Below are 14,526 nucleotides of genomic sequence, written 5' to 3'. Positions count from 1 at the left end.
TCAATATTGCGTCCCTTAAAATTCTGTTCAAAAACAACAAGAGCTGCATTTTCAAGTTCTCTTATTCTAGCGTTTATTGTAGAGGCTGGTTCTCTGGCTTTATTAAATGTATTTTTCTTTACCTGCCATGACAATATTCCTTTATCTTTTATTTTTATGAAGTTTTTCGACTCGCCCCGGTGTCCTATATAGTAATAATTTTTGATCCCTTCTATTGTTATAATTAGGAATATTTGTTTTTCATCTTTATCTTTGCTTGAAGATAAAGATGAAAGCGAACAAGGTATTTTGATATTTCTATTTTAAATAAAAGTACGTACTCTGTAAAAGTACTTACAAAAAATAGAATGATGAAAATATAGGGAAGGATATTCGAATATATATAATATTGTGTATCATATTATTATGTCTTGTTTTGTGTGATAACTACAAGATCAGTAATTTATAATTTGTTACAATATAGTACTGCCGTGGTCACTTTAAAGAAATGAATAAGATTGTAAATCAATGGTTTACGCGCTCTTTTGTTTTTTGTGATATTCGAATGATAATGATAATAAAAATACGGCAAGACCCAAAAATACTAGCTCAAACCTAAAGCCTAATTCTTTATAGTAACGCTTATATTTGTTTCTTATCAAGGTTTTATTCCTTATCTTTGGTTGTCTCTAATCATAAAATGAATCAAGATGAAAAGCGTATTCTCCTTTCTATTGTTGCTCCTATTTGCATTTGCTTCATGTTCTGATGACAATGGTTATCAAGATCCGATACCCAATCTCACACCAACCCCAGAACCCACTAATCCATATAAAACAGGAAAGGATTTATCTTCTTCTAAGTCGGTGAGTTGGAAAAACAAAGGCGTGGAGGATAATTATTTTATGCTCGGTTATGGGTTTGATGCTACTGGTAAATTTGCGCATCCTGCATCGGTAAGAAATAAAATATTTGATGTGGACAAGTATAAAGCTGATAGAGACGGAGCGGTTACTTTGTTTAAAGTCCTTTCTGGCAGCGCAGAAATTATATTTATTGGAACAAAAGCAGAATGTCTTGATCGTCTTGCATCATTGGGTGGGTTCTCGAAAGACGAATCAGTCAAGTATAAAAATCTATTCAAAGCTACTTTTGAAACAGCTTTTATCAATGATATTTCATTTCCTGAACTTGATTATAGCTATTCGGGTTATTCATCAACCGCAGCTATTTATTTAGCTCGTTTTTTGTACAGGCAGCAGACTGCAACTAAATACTTGACAGAAGAATTTAAGGCTGATCTTCAGAAATTATCTCCTGACGAAATTATTAAAAAATATGGTACTCATTTACTCCGAGAGGTTTATGTTGGACAAAGGATCGACTACCTGTATAGAGCTAATTCATCTGATTTGCGCATTTTGAATAGCTGGTCCGGATATAACGCTTATTACTATTTCAGAATACCAACATCAGGACTGACCGTCTATAAACCGGATGTTGCTAGCCCTCAAAAAGAAAATCTTTACATTGAGGCAGTAGATGGTACTTCATCAAAACCTAACGCATGGATGATAGATATTACCAACTATCAGAGTGAACCTATCGTTTTTGAAGGATGGGGTAATATCACTGATGAAACTATGGTTCTCGTAAATTTTTCGGATGAGGCACTAATCCCGATTTATGATTTAGTAGAAGATACTACGAAAAAAGAAGAACTACGACAAGCTTATGAAAAATACTTAAAAGAATAGCCGTTTGTCAAGTTTGTAATTATAATCTTAAAGCCTCAGTCGAGCTACAAGTAAGTTTATATAAATTCTTTTAAGTAATAAAAGCCTGCTATAATAATCTTATTTATATAATGTCTCTTTAAGTAAAATATATCTTCAAAGTGAGTACTTTTACTATTTTAGAAGATAGTTAGCCCTAAGGAAGAATAGTAAATGTTTTTATGACAACAAGATATCGTAAAGAGCAGATACGTTACGAAGAAGAAAAAAAGAAAAGGTTTGAAAATATTAAATGGGATAAAAAATCAATTGTTATATTAATTTTAATAATACTATTTATCTTATCAATCATTATCGCGTTAAATATAGACTTTAAAGGATATCTGGTTAAAAACAATAAAGATTGGTCTATTACTTGTGGTCAAATAATATCTGTAAGACCTATTGAAAGTATGGAGCAAACAAGGGGAGGAAATATATTTGTAACAGAAGGCTATATTGTAAAATATACCTATGAAGTAGATCAGACTATGTATGAAGATTCTTTGTATTTAATATCGCGCGCAATTAGAAATAAGCTCCTCCTTAATAAACTAAAAGAAGAAGATTCAAGAAAGGTATACTATAATAGGGTTAATCATAAAGAATCACATCTTGATACAGACTTGGAGTCATCTTGCAAATAAATAAAATAATCAAATGTATTTGTAAGGCTGTTTTATACTAGAAGGAAACACAGTACCAAAGTCTCGAATTCGTTCTGTGAGGATTGTAAGAAAATTGTTAGCTTTATGAAAACTTTAAATTTATAAATATGGATAAGATTTCATTTTTAGATATTGTTTATCACGATACAGAATTAAATGAACTAAAAATTAATCTCGTTTATAATGATATTTCTAATTTATCATTTGTGTTAACCGATATCGAAAATAATAAATGGCAATGCTCGTTTGATAATATTCAAAGAATCCAATCTGATATATATTTAAATCATACAGGAAATGCAATTCTATTGGCTGATATATCCAAAGAAGATTCTTTATATAAATCATTTGTTGATTTCTTTCATACAAAAGATGATATTCTGTGTTATGTAATAGAGACTACAAGTGGTACATTGAAATTCTTAACAAAAGATTGTGGTAAGTTCTTAAAATTATAAATCCCCAAACTGTTCAATTCGAGGATTTCTAAAATTTGTGGAACATAGTACCAAAGTCTCAAACTTTTTGTTTGAGGATTTTGAGAAAATTGTTAGCTTTATAGAAAAAAGATGAGTCAATATAATAGATTTACATATCCTATCCCTGAAATACGAGCTAGTATATACTACTTAACGGAAAGGGAAGGAGGGAGAAAAACTCCTGTAAGTAGTGGTTACAGAGGACAATTTTATTATGATGATACAAATTGGGATGCATGTCAAACGTTTATTGGACAAGATGTATGCTTACTTGGAAAAACAGTTGATTGCTATTTGACCACAGCATCACCACAATTTCATTTAAAACAATTGCATATTGGAAAAGTGTTTGAAATAAGAGAGGGTGCAAGAGTTGTGGGTAAGGGAATAATTACAGAAGTATTAAATCCTAAATTTCTTATTGAACAGTGAATCCCCAAACATTTCTATTCGAGGATTTACAAATTTGTGGAGCATATCGGACTCGAACCGATCACCTTTAGACTGCCAGTCTAACGCTCTAGCCAGATGAGCTAATGCCCCAAAGCAGGGGCAAAGATAATATTATTTTGTAAACTCATCAATGTATCGATAAAAGAAAATAAAGAAACTACTCTTTGTGTATCAGGCTGGCTACAAACCCTCCGATAATTACTCCATAACTACAATTAACCCAGCACTCTGCCGATAAAGGGTATGTACCCCAATAGCAAGCAAAGTAGAACCAATGAATATAACCTATAATAAGGCCTGCCAGCATTCCTGTAAGAACAGCTTTATTATTAGATATAAAAGATAATATTTGTTTCATAATTACTCTTTTTAGGGATGATTCCAGTAAAAGCTACCCATACCTATTGGTTCAGTAATGATATCTGCGGTTGTTGACTTCACTTCCGGCTTCATCGCTTCACGTATTGCTCTGGCAAATAGGTTATTTATTTTGTGTCCTGGGCAGTTGGCTATTATTTTCCCTTTAATGAAATGACCAACCAATGCTATATCGCCTATTATATCCAGCAATTTGTGGCGAGCGGGTTCGTTGGGGTAGAGTAGAGGCTTATTCATAATGTAGCCAAGTTTCTGTGCATCTTTATGTTTAACTCCCATGAGGTCGGCAAGATGATCCAGATTCTCTTGTTCTATTTGCTTGTCATAGATCACAATCGCATTGTCCAGATCTCCTCCTTTTACTAAATTGTTTTCGAGTAGAGGCTCAATTTCTCTAACAAAAACAAAAGTGCGGGCAGATGCAAAGTCTCTGGTAAACTCAGACAAGTCGTTCATCTGTGCATCTTGCTTTCTCAGAAATGTGGAATCGAATGAGATTTGCGACTGAATACTAAACGATTCGTCAGGCAATAAGAGCATAGATGCCCCAGTGGCTTTGTCCACTACCTTTATTCGCTTACGTTTGAAGGTTATATATTTGCGCAGCGATTTTTGCTGTTGAATACCTACTTCTTTTATCTTACTGACAAATAAAATCGAGCTGCCGTCCAGAATTGGAAACTCCGGAGCATTAACCTCTATCAGGCAATTGTCTATTTCACAAGCATACAGTGCTGCTAAAGCGTGTTCTACTGTGCTTACCTGAGCTCCATTTGCAGACAATACAGTTCCTCGCTGTGTAGCAGATACATTTTCGGCCAAAGCATCTATTATAGGCTGCCCCAATATATCTGTGCGCTTGATTTTATAACCATGGTTATCTGGAGCTGGATTGAACGTAATCCGTATATTTAATCCTGTATGTAACCCTTTTCCCTCCAGCGAAAAACTATTTTTCAATGTTCTTTGATAAGTTGTCATACTACTTCTTTTTTTAGTTTTAATTTATTTTTATAAGACATACCCCGGCTGAGTATCCTCCTCCAAAAACAGATATACATATTAAGTTTTCTGATTGAAACTTATCTCTGTTTTGTGCAAAAACAAGCATTGCACTGGCCGACCCCGTATTGCCTAATTCTTCAATGTTCGACAAGACTTTTTCTTGGGGCATTCCTAATTGTTTACTTACATTCTTTAGTATTCTCATATTGGCCTGATGACCTATAAAAAAAGATATATCGTCAGTTGTACGTCCGTTCCATTCCATTATATCTTTTGTATTCTGGGTAATATATGTACAAGCTTGCATGAAGACATCTTTTCCGTATGGCATTTGTAACCCTCCGTTCTGAGGATTTAGAAATACTCCTTTAGTTCCTTGTCCAATATGTCCTAACCCCTGTGTCATAATATCTAATATCTGCGGTTCTCTTTCAGAACAAGCCTGATTAGAGAAGAAGTAGGCTGTAGCACCATCTCCCCAGAGATGTCCCGACATACAATCGCAATCGTTGGAATATGTCGAATTCCTATCGGCGCAAATGAGTAGCGCTTTTGTTGACATCATTGAGGCAAAGAATGCTCTAATTATCTCCATTGCGTTGATTGCAGAAGAACAAGCCGAGGATATAGAAAATACTTTGGCATTAGGTATATTATATTCCCTTTGTATAAAATGTCCCGAAGTGGCTATCGTGTCGGATGGTGTATATGATGCAAACACTATCAGATCTACATCTTCTATACTGTATGGCAAGGTAGGCAATGCATTCTTTACAGCCATGTCGCACATGTAGTCTATAGACTCTTTATCGGATGCTCTTGAGCGGGTTTTTATACCTGTACGCTGTTCTATCCATTCGCCGGTAAGACCATTCACATTCGTAAAATAATCATTTGGTATCCTTTTTTCAGGAATGTAATATCCAATACTATTTATAAACATATGTTATGCCATTTGTTTTTGGTTAAACTCATATTTGCTTTCCGGATGGCGTTCTAAGTGTCTTTTCCAGAAACGACGATTGTATAATTGTATTAGTTGTTGGCAGAATTTTTCATCATATTTACGGATTTTTGAATATTCTTCACCAATATAATTAAGAGTGTCGTCGTCGGCTCTTAGACGGCTAAAGCTTTTACAACTGTCGAGTATATTTATCTTCTTGAAACTCATTCTATTCAGATCTACCAGATAGAACCGGTATCCGCCCAATGTGTTTTTGAATAAAATATTTCCCGGAGAATAATCTTTGTGGAATATACCTTTTTTATGTAACTCTGCGGTAAACATCGTGAAAGCCTGAATCAGTTCTTTACAGCTGTTATCCTCTCTTTTGTATATCTCTTTCATAGTACCTTCTACGTTTTCTTGAATAGAAATATAAAATGATCTCGAAATAAGTCCCTTATTGTATATCTCTATATATGCAATTGGGTCAGGGGTCGATATGCCTCTGTGCTGTACTTCAAAAGCATTGGCAAAAGACCTTTCAGCTTTAGATTTCCTGATAAAACTATATATTAACCGATTGATGAAAATGGGCTTTTTAAATGATTTTACATTTATAGTGAACCCGTTTGCCTGAAAAACTTTTATTGTATTGCGAGCATTATATAACAACTCTCCTTGGTTGGAAAATATTTCAGGAATACTATATATAAACTCTGTTAGTTGCTTATATTTAGGACTAATTATTATTTTCATTTTGCGTTTCTATTATAAATTAATTCTAAATTTCTGACTGGGACAACACCCATAATGCGGTCAGATATTTCTCCATTATTCAATACCAATACTGTCGGTATTGCTGATACCTCATATTTAACACACTCTTTATGACATTCTATAGCATCTATTTTATAAAAATTAATATCATTATTATTTCCCTTTGCCAGTAAATTGAGGTTAGCTTCCATTTTGTCACACAGATCCGATTCGGCATTTCTAATTAGTATGAAGTGAGTTCCGGACTGGATCTTTTCATTGAAAGTTTCTCTATTCAGTTGTAATATTTGCGTTTTTTCTAGATCTGATGTATCCCTCAGTCCTGTCCAGGCTATGACAGACGTAGCTGCAATCATTACAAAGAATAATATGATAAAGTGCCATGTTTGGAATCGAAATTTGCTCATTGTTCTTTTATTTAAAATATGCTGTAAAAATCAGGCTTTATACATATCCCTATACGGAAATTCATTGCGTATTCATTATAGTTGAGTAAACTTTCGCCATATCCCTGATAAAATCTTGCAAATAGATATTGGTTCGATTTTGCAGACATCCTGAAGGCTGCTGTCAGTGTTGTATTCACATTGCCTAATCCTTTCTTGGGGTTCAATTCTGCCGACAACCACCATTTGCTTTTATAACTTATATAGTTTATTGCAATGTAACCAATACCCCGATAGTCTATCAAATCTTTATTATTACCGCCATCGACATATGGAATCCAAAATTCGCCTGATACGTTAAATCGCGCATTGAAAAAATATTTAGCAGAAAGGCTCAAATAATTCCAGCTGCGAGAGCTTTCTTCATCTCTTCCGTTCGATTCGTGCTTTATCTGTCCCATAACTGAACCTACAACCCGCTTGTCGTGAAATAGATACTTACCCAGCCCTATTCCCGGATTGTAATTTGTATCTCTGAATGGGCTCGATTCGGCATATATATCCCAGAAAGATTTTTGTGTATATGTCAGATAAGCAAACGTTTTAAAAGGTAATATACTTTTTGTAAGACGTTGACGAATACTTATCTGAAAAGTGACATCAGCCGAATTGCTTGTTATCTCCTTGTTTAATGGTACTCCTGTAATGAAGTAAGTATCTCTGTATACCGCAAAAGCTGGTAGTCTGTCAGCCATTCTTATTGCCTCTTCTTCTGTCATTTTGAAATGTCTTGGCTTGAAGATATGAGGATCATTCATTGCCCTGTCGTACTCTTGGCGGATAGTATCATTATCTAGGAATATTATATCATCTTGGGCAGAAAGAAAATTAGTAACCAGTATGAATAATATGAAAAAAATGTTTTTTTTCATTGGGCTTGTTTTTGTTTTATATAATCAATCGAAAATAAACTGATTGATGAACTTGTCATCTCCTATTTCATCTCTGCATTTGGTGGCAATGCCAATCTTCTTCAAAATATTTTTCAGTTCAGTATTTATTGAACCTATATAAATCAAGCTTACTTTTTTTATAGACATAAGTAGTGAGAAGTAATTGTTCTCTGTATTCTCTAGTTTCATGTTTTCTACCCCTTTTACCAATTCATTTTCTATTTCGAATAAATTTATTGTTGTATCTTTTTGAATCCCTGTACTCAACGAGCCTTTTTGAGTTAATACTGCTATTATTTTTTTCATATTCTAATTTGTTAAACTGTGTGAACGATCGTTCATCTGCTTCTAAAAAAATAACTCATATTTATTTGAGTTTGTGAACGATTGTTCATTATATATTAAAAAAAATTACACTTTTATTAAGTTATATAAATAGTCTATAACTTCTCTTCTGCGTTCTAAATCTAGTTGTACATTTGTTGCAAACATTTCCTCATCATCATTTCTTTCCGATGATTCTTTTATGCAGGCACTATTGAATAGAATACTCATTATTTCCACATTGATATCAGGCTTTATTTCCATTGTAGCGATACTATTATTTAAAGCAACTTCCCAACGAGACAGCAATTGATTATGAATCAGTCTGAACCGTCTTAGAAAATCAGGATAGTATTTTGCCGCCTGAATCATTAAAGCCGTATAATTGAGAAATGTGGTATGAGTAACTCCCGCTCTTGTAAAAACGTTTATCATCAATTTTTGTTTTCGAAACATGACCTCTATCAGCTCCGAAACTTTTAAATTTTCATTTGTATTATTCAGAACTCTCTCAAATAGGCGGAAACAATATTCATCAATAACGGCAATAAAGAGTTCCTCTTTATTTTTGAAATAACGATACATAGCGCCGCGAGACATATTGAGTTCTTTCTGCAATACAGAGATAGATGCACTGTCGTATCCTTTATTCATGAATACATCAAATGCTTTTCTTAATATATATTCTCTGCTATATTTCATATTCCACTTTAAATTAAATAAAAGTGAACGACTGTTCACAATGCAAAGATGTAGCATTAAAAATTATTGTGCAACAAATATATTGTTAAAAAATCTTTTAAATGCAATTCACTATCTAATTTTAGGATAAAAGGTTTTGTAATCAGTATTTTTTATCTTAGCCATATTTTATATATCCCCGCTTTATTTGTTATTTTGCACTCTGTTAATGAAATTATATTAAGTGGCGAAAAAGAATTTCTATGTAGTTTGGAATGGAGTTGTACCCGGTGTATATGCTTCATGGAATGAGGCAAAGGCTCAGGTAGAGGGTTATGAAGGTGCAATTTATAAATCATTTCCAAACAGAGAGGAGGCTGTCAGGGCTTTTAATGATAGTCCATGGCTTTATGTCGGTAAAAATGCAGAAAAAAATAAGAAGGTATCTATCCAGAGCATTCCGGAGATAATAAAAGATAGTCTTGCTGTAGATGCTGCATGTAGCGGAAACCCCGGATTGTTGGAATATAGAGGTGTTTTTGTGAAAACAGGAGAACAAATATTCCACCAAGGTCCTTTCGAGCACGGAACAAATAATATAGGCGAATTCCTTGCACTGGTACATGGATTAGCCTTGTTAAAACAAAAAAACTTCAACATTCCTATATATTCGGATAGTGTGAATGCAATAAAATGGGTGAGAGAAAAAAAATGCAAAACAAAGCTGGAACGCATTCCCGAAAACGAATCATTATTTTACATGATAGAAAGAGCTGAAAAATGGCTTAAAGAAAATACTTATACCACTGTTATTATTAAATGGAAGACAAATGAATGGGGTGAGATACCTGCGGACTTTGGTAGGAAGTGATATCATTATTATCATAGACATTCTGTATGTTTAAATCGGCATGAGGTGATCTCATAGTCGTCTTTTGTCATAGTATAAATAATACATCAAAACAGCATTATATCTTAAGATTGTCAGATTTTCGCATTATGACAAATCGTCATATTTTACTTTTTTTCTTCTTATTGTCATTTTTGGCACAACATTTGAATAATGAATAGTGTCGCTGCAAAGCGAGAAAATATAATGAAAACGAATAATAATAAACAAATAAATTAAAATATTAAAATGGGAAAAATAATTGGAATAGACTTAGGTACCACAAACTCTTGTGTTGCTGTCTTGGAAGGTAACGAACCAATCGTTATCGCAAATAATGAAGGTAAAAGAACGACTCCTTCAGTTGTCGCTTTTATCGAAGGAAATGAACGTAAAGTAGGAGATCCTGCAAAACGTCAGGCTATAACAAATCCTGAAAAAACAATATACTCTATTAAGAGGTTTATGGGTGAAACTTGGGATCAGGTATCAAGTGAAGTGCCACGTGTACCTTACAAGGTAGTAAAGGGAGACAATAATACACCACGAGTGGATATTGATGGACGCCTTTATACACCTCAGGAGATTTCTGCAATGATTCTTCAGAAGATGAAAAAGACAGCAGAGGATTATCTCGGACAGGAAGTAACAGATGCCGTAATTACTGTTCCTGCATACTTTAACGATGCTCAACGTCAGGCTACAAAAGAAGCAGGAGAGATTGCAGGATTGAAAGTGCAACGTATTGTAAATGAACCTACGGCTGCAGCTTTAGCTTACGGATTAGATAAGGCTCATAAAGACATGAAAATTGCAGTGTTCGACCTTGGTGGTGGTACATTCGATATATCAATTCTTGAGTTGGGTGATGGAGTATTCGAGGTGAAATCTACAAATGGAGATACCCACCTAGGTGGTGATGACTTTGACAACGTAATTATCAATTGGTTGGCAGAAGAGTTCCAAAAAGAAGAAGGACTCGATTTACGTAAAGATCCTATGGCTCTTCAACGTTTGAAAGAAGCTGCTGAAAAAGCTAAAATAGAATTATCCAGCACGACTTCTACTGAAATAAATCTACCATATATTATGCCGGTTAATGGTATTCCAAAACACTTGGTGAAAACATTGACTCGTGCTAAATTTGAACAATTGGCAGATACTCTTATCCGTGCATGTATCGAACCATGCCGTAAGTCTCTGAGCGATGCCGGATATTCAGCATCAGATATTGATGAGGTGATTTTGGTTGGAGGTTCAACTCGTATTCCTGCAGTTCAGACAGAAGTAGAGAAATTCTTTGGTAAAGCTCCTTCAAAAGGTGTAAATCCTGACGAAGTAGTTGCTGTGGGTGCAGCCATTCAAGGTGGTGTACTTACTGGAGAAGTAAAAGACGTATTGCTGCTGGATGTTACTCCACTATCTCTGGGTATCGAAACTATGGGAGGTGTTATGACCAGATTGATAGAGTCAAATACTACTATCCCTACCAAGAAGAGTGAAACATTCTCTACTGCAGCAGACAATCAGCCTTCGGTACAAATAAATGTATTGCAAGGAGAGCGTCCGATGGCAAGAGATAACAAGCAAATCGGGGTGTTCAACCTCGATGGTATACCGGCATCACCTCGTGGAGTACCTCAGATCGAAGTGACTTTCGATATCGACGCTAATGGTATCTTGAGCGTTTCGGCTAAAGATAAAGCAACAGGAAAAGAACAATCTATCCGTATTGAAGCTTCATCAGGTCTTAGCGATGCCGAAATTCAACGAATGAAAGATGAGGCTACAGCTAATGCAGAATCAGATAAGAAAGAAAAGGAAAGAATTGATAAGTTGAATCAGGCGGATTCAATGATCTTCCAAACAGAAAAACAATTGAGCGAGTTAGGAGATAAAGTCCCTGCCGAACAAAAGGCTCCTATCGAAGCTGCTCTGACAAAACTTAAAGATGCTCATAAGGCTCAGGATGTTGCAGCAATAGATGCAGCAATGGATGAGATGAACAAGTTGATGCACGAAATGAGTCAGAATATGTATAACCAACAGCAACAGGCTGGTGCAAATCCCAATGCCGGAGCTAATACAGGAGGTCAATCTTCAGGTGGCGAAAACGATGTTACTGATGTAGACTTCGAAGAAGTAAAATAATAAGTAATTACTGTATTAAATATAAAAGAGACTGTCAGACTTATGTTCTGATAGTCTCTTTTTTACTATATATTTTTGATCAATAAATATTATGTCGCATTTGAAATATATACAGTTTGTGTACGTTTCATAAATTATGAACTAAACTAATTGATAATTGTTCATAAGATATAAATTAGCAATAAGATTATGAAAAAATTACTATTTACCTTATTTATGGTAGCCATGCTTACAGCATGTGGTACAGCCTACAACACACAACTCAAGCAAGTACAACTTGGAATGACACCTGACGAAATCGTTACCCTGATGGGAGATAAATACAATGTAGTGTCGCAGAAAGATTACGGTAATCAGACATTGGAATATGTTGATAAATTTAAGAACCATTGGCTTTTCCAATTTGTAGACGGAAGGCTTTATAAATGGTACAAAGAAACAGAGAAGTAAGTCTGTAAATAAAAATAAAAAAAGACCGCCCATATTTGAGCGGTCTTTTACTTTTATGTCGACTTAAAATTTACTCAGCTAACAATATTTCCAACATTTGTACTGCGGCTTTAGTAACAGATGTACCGGGTCCGAAAATAGCAGCAACTCCGGCTTTGTAAAGGAAATCATAGTCTTGGGCAGGGATTACTCCTCCGGCAATTACTATAATATCTTCACGTCCGAGTTTTTTCAATTCTGCTATAACCTGAGGTACAAGTGTTTTGTGACCTGCAGCAAGAGAAGAAACACCAAGCACATTAACGTCATTTTCTACAGCCTGACGTGCTGCTTCTTCCGGAGTTTGGAACAATGGTCCCATATCCACGTCGAAACCGCAGTCTGCATAACCTGTAGCAACAACTTTTGCACCACGGTCGTGCCCGTCCTGACCCATTTTAGCGATCATAATACGAGGCTGACGACCTTCTTTTTTTGCAAACTCTTCCACTAGCTCCTGCGCTTTTAGGAAAGTCGGATCTTTTTTAGTTTCTGATGAATACACGCCTGAAATTGTTCTGATTATTGCTTTATAACGTCCTACTACTTCTTCACAAGCATCGGAGATTTCTCCCAATGTTGCACGTAAGCGTGCTGCTTCCACAGCAAGTTCCAATAGATTACCTTTCTTGGTTTTAACACATTCAGTAATAGCAGCCAATGCTTTTTTCACGGCTTCATTGTCTCGTTTAGCTTTCAAATCGTTCAAACGTTCGATCTGTTGACGACGCACTTCTGTATTATCCACATCAAGAATGTCGATAGGATCTTCTTTCTCTAAACGATATTTGTTAATACCCACAATAGTTTGAGTACCTGAATCTATTCTAGCCTGAGTACGGGCAGCGGCTTCTTCAATACGCATTTTAGGAAGACCTGTTTCAATAGCTTTTGCCATTCCACCAAGTTTCTGAACTTCCTGAATAAGATCCCAAGCTTTGTGTACAAGCTCATTTGTTAGTGTTTCCACATAATACGAACCGGCCCAAGGGTCGATTTCTTTAGTGATATATGTTTCTTCCTGAATGTATATCTGAGTATTACGAGCAATACGAGCCGAGAAGTCGGTAGGCAAAGCGATAGCTTCGTCCAGTGCATTAGTGTGTAACGACTGAGTGTGTCCTAAAGCAGAAGCCATAGCTTCGATACAGGTACGACCAACATTGTTGAACGGATCTTGTTCTGTAAGTGACCATCCCGATGTTTGGGAGTGAGTACGAAGTGCTAGTGATTTCGGATTTTTAGCACCGAAGCTTTTCACTATCTTAGCCCACAATAGACGTCCTGCACGCATCTTCGCTATTTCCATAAAGTGATTCATTCCGATAGCCCAGAAGAAAGATAAACGAGGAGCAAAAGCATCTACATCTATACCTGCATCTATACCTGCTTTCAGGTATTCCATACCATCGGCAAGAGTATAAGCTAACTCGATATCTGCAGTTGCACCGGCTTCTTGCATGTGGTAACCCGAAATAGAGATAGAGTTGAACTTAGGCATCTTCTGAGATGTATATTCGAAGATGTCGGCTATAATTTTCATCGAGAATTCCGGTGGATAGATATATGTATTACGCACCATGAATTCTTTAAGGATATCATTTTGAATAGTTCCTGCCATTTCTTCCAATTTGGCACCTTGTTCCAACCCTGCATTGATATAGAACGCAAGTACAGGAAGTACAGCTCCATTCATTGTCATAGACACTGACATTTGATTCAAGGGAATACCTTCGAATAGAACTTTCATATCTTCTACCGAGCAGATAGATACCCCTGCTTTACCTACGTCACCTACTACACGAGGATGGTCGGCATCGTATCCACGGTGTGTAGCAAGGTCGAATGCAACGGAAAGACCTTTCTGTCCTGAAGCAAGGTTACGACGATAAAATGCATTAGATTCGGCAGCTGTAGAGAATCCTGCATACTGGCGAATTGTCCATGGACGCATAGCATACATACCGGAGTATGGTCCACGAAGAAAAGGAGGTATACCCGAAGCATAATTTAAATGCTCCATACCTTCTAAATCTTCTTTTGTATATACTGGTTTAACCGGTATTAATTCAGGTGTTACCCAGTTGGCTTCTATTCCATTATCTGCAACCCACTTTGAAGCGTTTGTTGCAGCAAAACCGGCATTATTAATGTCTATATTTTTAAAATTTGGTTTCATCTTTTTCTGTT

At 35.6% G+C, this 14,526-nt stretch carries 15 protein-coding genes, 1 tRNA gene and 1 pseudogene; 7 read left to right on the top strand and 10 right to left on the bottom strand.

Annotated elements, in window-relative coordinates:
- The first annotated feature begins 689 nt into the window (after positions 1-689).
- The 4 genes from BGC7_RS03695 (at position 690) to BGC7_RS03680 (ending at position 3,333) form a co-directional block, all read left to right on the top strand.
- Positions 690-1,736, top strand: a complete 1,047-nt coding sequence (locus tag BGC7_RS03695) for an MAC/perforin domain-containing protein (RefSeq protein WP_050700219.1) — start codon at positions 690-692, stop codon at positions 1,734-1,736.
- A 200-nt stretch (positions 1,737-1,936) separates the two neighbouring features.
- Positions 1,937-2,401, top strand: a complete 465-nt coding sequence (locus BGC7_RS03690) for a hypothetical protein (RefSeq protein ID WP_050700218.1) — start codon at positions 1,937-1,939, stop codon at positions 2,399-2,401.
- A 128-nt stretch (positions 2,402-2,529) separates the two neighbouring features.
- Entirely contained in the window at positions 2,530-2,880 is a 351-nt protein-coding gene (locus BGC7_RS03685; RefSeq protein WP_050700217.1) for a hypothetical protein, read from the top strand.
- A gap of 111 nt (positions 2,881-2,991) precedes the next feature.
- Positions 2,992-3,333 (top strand): EF-Tu C-terminal domain-related protein, encoded by a 342-nt coding sequence (locus tag BGC7_RS03680; protein ID WP_050700216.1) that lies wholly within the window; start codon positions 2,992-2,994, stop codon positions 3,331-3,333.
- Positions 3,334-3,370: 37 nt separating this feature from the next.
- Here BGC7_RS03680 and BGC7_RS03675 read toward each other — a convergent pair.
- The 9 genes and pseudogenes from BGC7_RS03675 to BGC7_RS03635 form a co-directional block, all read right to left on the bottom strand.
- Positions 3,371-3,444, bottom strand: a tRNA-Ala gene (locus BGC7_RS03675).
- A 67-nt stretch (positions 3,445-3,511) separates the two neighbouring features.
- Entirely contained in the window at positions 3,512-3,712 is a 201-nt protein-coding gene (locus BGC7_RS03670; RefSeq protein WP_050700215.1) for a hypothetical protein, read from the bottom strand.
- 44 nt (positions 3,713-3,756) lie between these two features.
- Positions 3,757-4,713: pseudogene (locus BGC7_RS03665) on the bottom strand (UDP-3-O-acyl-N-acetylglucosamine deacetylase); the annotation flags it as partial.
- 19 nt (positions 4,714-4,732) lie between these two features.
- Positions 4,733-5,680 carry a 3-oxoacyl-ACP synthase III family protein gene (locus BGC7_RS03660; RefSeq protein WP_050700213.1) on the bottom strand — a complete coding sequence of 316 codons (948 nt, stop codon included), beginning with the start codon at positions 5,678-5,680 and terminating at the stop codon, positions 4,733-4,735.
- A 3-nt stretch (positions 5,681-5,683) separates the two neighbouring features.
- Positions 5,684-6,442 carry a lipopolysaccharide kinase InaA family protein gene (locus BGC7_RS03655; RefSeq protein ID WP_050700212.1) on the bottom strand — a complete coding sequence of 253 codons (759 nt, stop codon included), beginning with the start codon at positions 6,440-6,442 and terminating at the stop codon, positions 5,684-5,686.
- Positions 6,439-6,870, bottom strand: a complete 432-nt coding sequence (locus tag BGC7_RS03650; protein WP_082206450.1) for a thioredoxin family protein — start codon at positions 6,868-6,870, stop codon at positions 6,439-6,441. The genes BGC7_RS03655 and BGC7_RS03650 overlap by 4 nt, the downstream gene beginning before the upstream one ends.
- An 11-nt stretch (positions 6,871-6,881) precedes the next feature.
- Positions 6,882-7,781, bottom strand: a complete 900-nt coding sequence (locus BGC7_RS03645) for a phospholipase A (protein WP_050700210.1) — start codon at positions 7,779-7,781, stop codon at positions 6,882-6,884.
- Positions 7,782-7,805: 24 nt separating this feature from the next.
- A complete protein-coding gene (locus BGC7_RS03640) occupies positions 7,806-8,108 on the bottom strand; it encodes a hypothetical protein (RefSeq protein WP_050700209.1) in 303 nt (100 codons plus the stop codon).
- A 105-nt stretch (positions 8,109-8,213) separates the two neighbouring features.
- The gene (locus BGC7_RS03635; RefSeq protein WP_050700208.1) at positions 8,214-8,828 is read right to left on the bottom strand and encodes a TetR/AcrR family transcriptional regulator; all 615 of its coding nucleotides are present in this window, start codon (positions 8,826-8,828) and stop codon (positions 8,214-8,216) included.
- A 223-nt stretch (positions 8,829-9,051) separates the two neighbouring features.
- On the opposite strand from BGC7_RS03635, the gene BGC7_RS03630 reads away from it, so the two are divergent.
- The 3 genes from BGC7_RS03630 (at position 9,052) to BGC7_RS03620 (ending at position 12,297) form a co-directional block, all read left to right on the top strand.
- Positions 9,052-9,678: a ribonuclease H1 domain-containing protein gene (locus BGC7_RS03630; RefSeq protein WP_050700207.1), complete on the top strand. Its 627-nt coding sequence runs from the start codon at positions 9,052-9,054 to the stop codon at positions 9,676-9,678.
- Positions 9,679-9,945: 267 nt separating this feature from the next.
- Positions 9,946-11,847 carry a molecular chaperone DnaK gene (dnaK, locus tag BGC7_RS03625; protein WP_050700206.1) on the top strand — a complete coding sequence of 634 codons (1,902 nt, stop codon included), beginning with the start codon at positions 9,946-9,948 and terminating at the stop codon, positions 11,845-11,847.
- A 189-nt stretch (positions 11,848-12,036) separates the two neighbouring features.
- Positions 12,037-12,297 (top strand): membrane lipoprotein lipid attachment site-containing protein, encoded by a 261-nt coding sequence (locus tag BGC7_RS03620; protein ID WP_050700205.1) that lies wholly within the window; start codon positions 12,037-12,039, stop codon positions 12,295-12,297.
- 70 nt (positions 12,298-12,367) lie between these two features.
- Here the strand turns inward: BGC7_RS03620 and scpA are convergent, their stop codons facing one another.
- Positions 12,368-14,515, bottom strand: coding sequence for a methylmalonyl-CoA mutase (scpA, locus tag BGC7_RS03615; protein WP_050700204.1), 2,148 nt, complete (start codon positions 14,513-14,515; stop codon positions 12,368-12,370).
- Positions 14,516-14,526 lie beyond the last annotated feature (11 nt).

Origin of the sequence: Dysgonomonas sp. BGC7 (assembly GCF_001261735.1) — a bacterium.
Lineage (GTDB): Bacteria > Bacteroidota > Bacteroidia > Bacteroidales > Dysgonomonadaceae > Dysgonomonas.
This window is presented reverse-complemented; position numbering and strand designations above follow the sequence as displayed.

Bases quoted from the DNA above. Each gene is read 5' to 3' on its own strand.
- BGC7_RS03645 (WP_050700210.1), bottom strand. From the start codon at position 7,781: ATGAAAAAAAACATTTTTTTCATATTATTCATACTGGTTACTAATTTT.
- BGC7_RS03690 (WP_050700218.1), top strand. From the start codon at position 1,937: ATGACAACAAGATATCGTAAAGAGCAGATACGTTACGAAGAAGAAAAA.
- BGC7_RS03670 (WP_050700215.1), bottom strand. From the start codon at position 3,712: ATGAAACAAATATTATCTTTTATATCTAATAATAAAGCTGTTCTTACA.
- BGC7_RS03685 (WP_050700217.1), top strand. From the start codon at position 2,530: ATGGATAAGATTTCATTTTTAGATATTGTTTATCACGATACAGAATTA.
- dnaK (WP_050700206.1), top strand. From the start codon at position 9,946: ATGGGAAAAATAATTGGAATAGACTTAGGTACCACAAACTCTTGTGTT.
- BGC7_RS03660 (WP_050700213.1), bottom strand. From the start codon at position 5,680: ATGTTTATAAATAGTATTGGATATTACATTCCTGAAAAAAGGATACCA.
- BGC7_RS03650 (WP_082206450.1), bottom strand. From the start codon at position 6,870: ATGAGCAAATTTCGATTCCAAACATGGCACTTTATCATATTATTCTTT.
- BGC7_RS03635 (WP_050700208.1), bottom strand. From the start codon at position 8,828: ATGAAATATAGCAGAGAATATATATTAAGAAAAGCATTTGATGTATTC.
- BGC7_RS03695 (WP_050700219.1), top strand. From the start codon at position 690: ATGAAAAGCGTATTCTCCTTTCTATTGTTGCTCCTATTTGCATTTGCT.
- BGC7_RS03680 (WP_050700216.1), top strand. From the start codon at position 2,992: ATGAGTCAATATAATAGATTTACATATCCTATCCCTGAAATACGAGCT.
- scpA (WP_050700204.1), bottom strand. From the start codon at position 14,515: ATGAAACCAAATTTTAAAAATATAGACATTAATAATGCCGGTTTTGCT.
- BGC7_RS03640 (WP_050700209.1), bottom strand. From the start codon at position 8,108: ATGAAAAAAATAATAGCAGTATTAACTCAAAAAGGCTCGTTGAGTACA.
- BGC7_RS03655 (WP_050700212.1), bottom strand. From the start codon at position 6,442: ATGAAAATAATAATTAGTCCTAAATATAAGCAACTAACAGAGTTTATA.
- BGC7_RS03620 (WP_050700205.1), top strand. From the start codon at position 12,037: ATGAAAAAATTACTATTTACCTTATTTATGGTAGCCATGCTTACAGCA.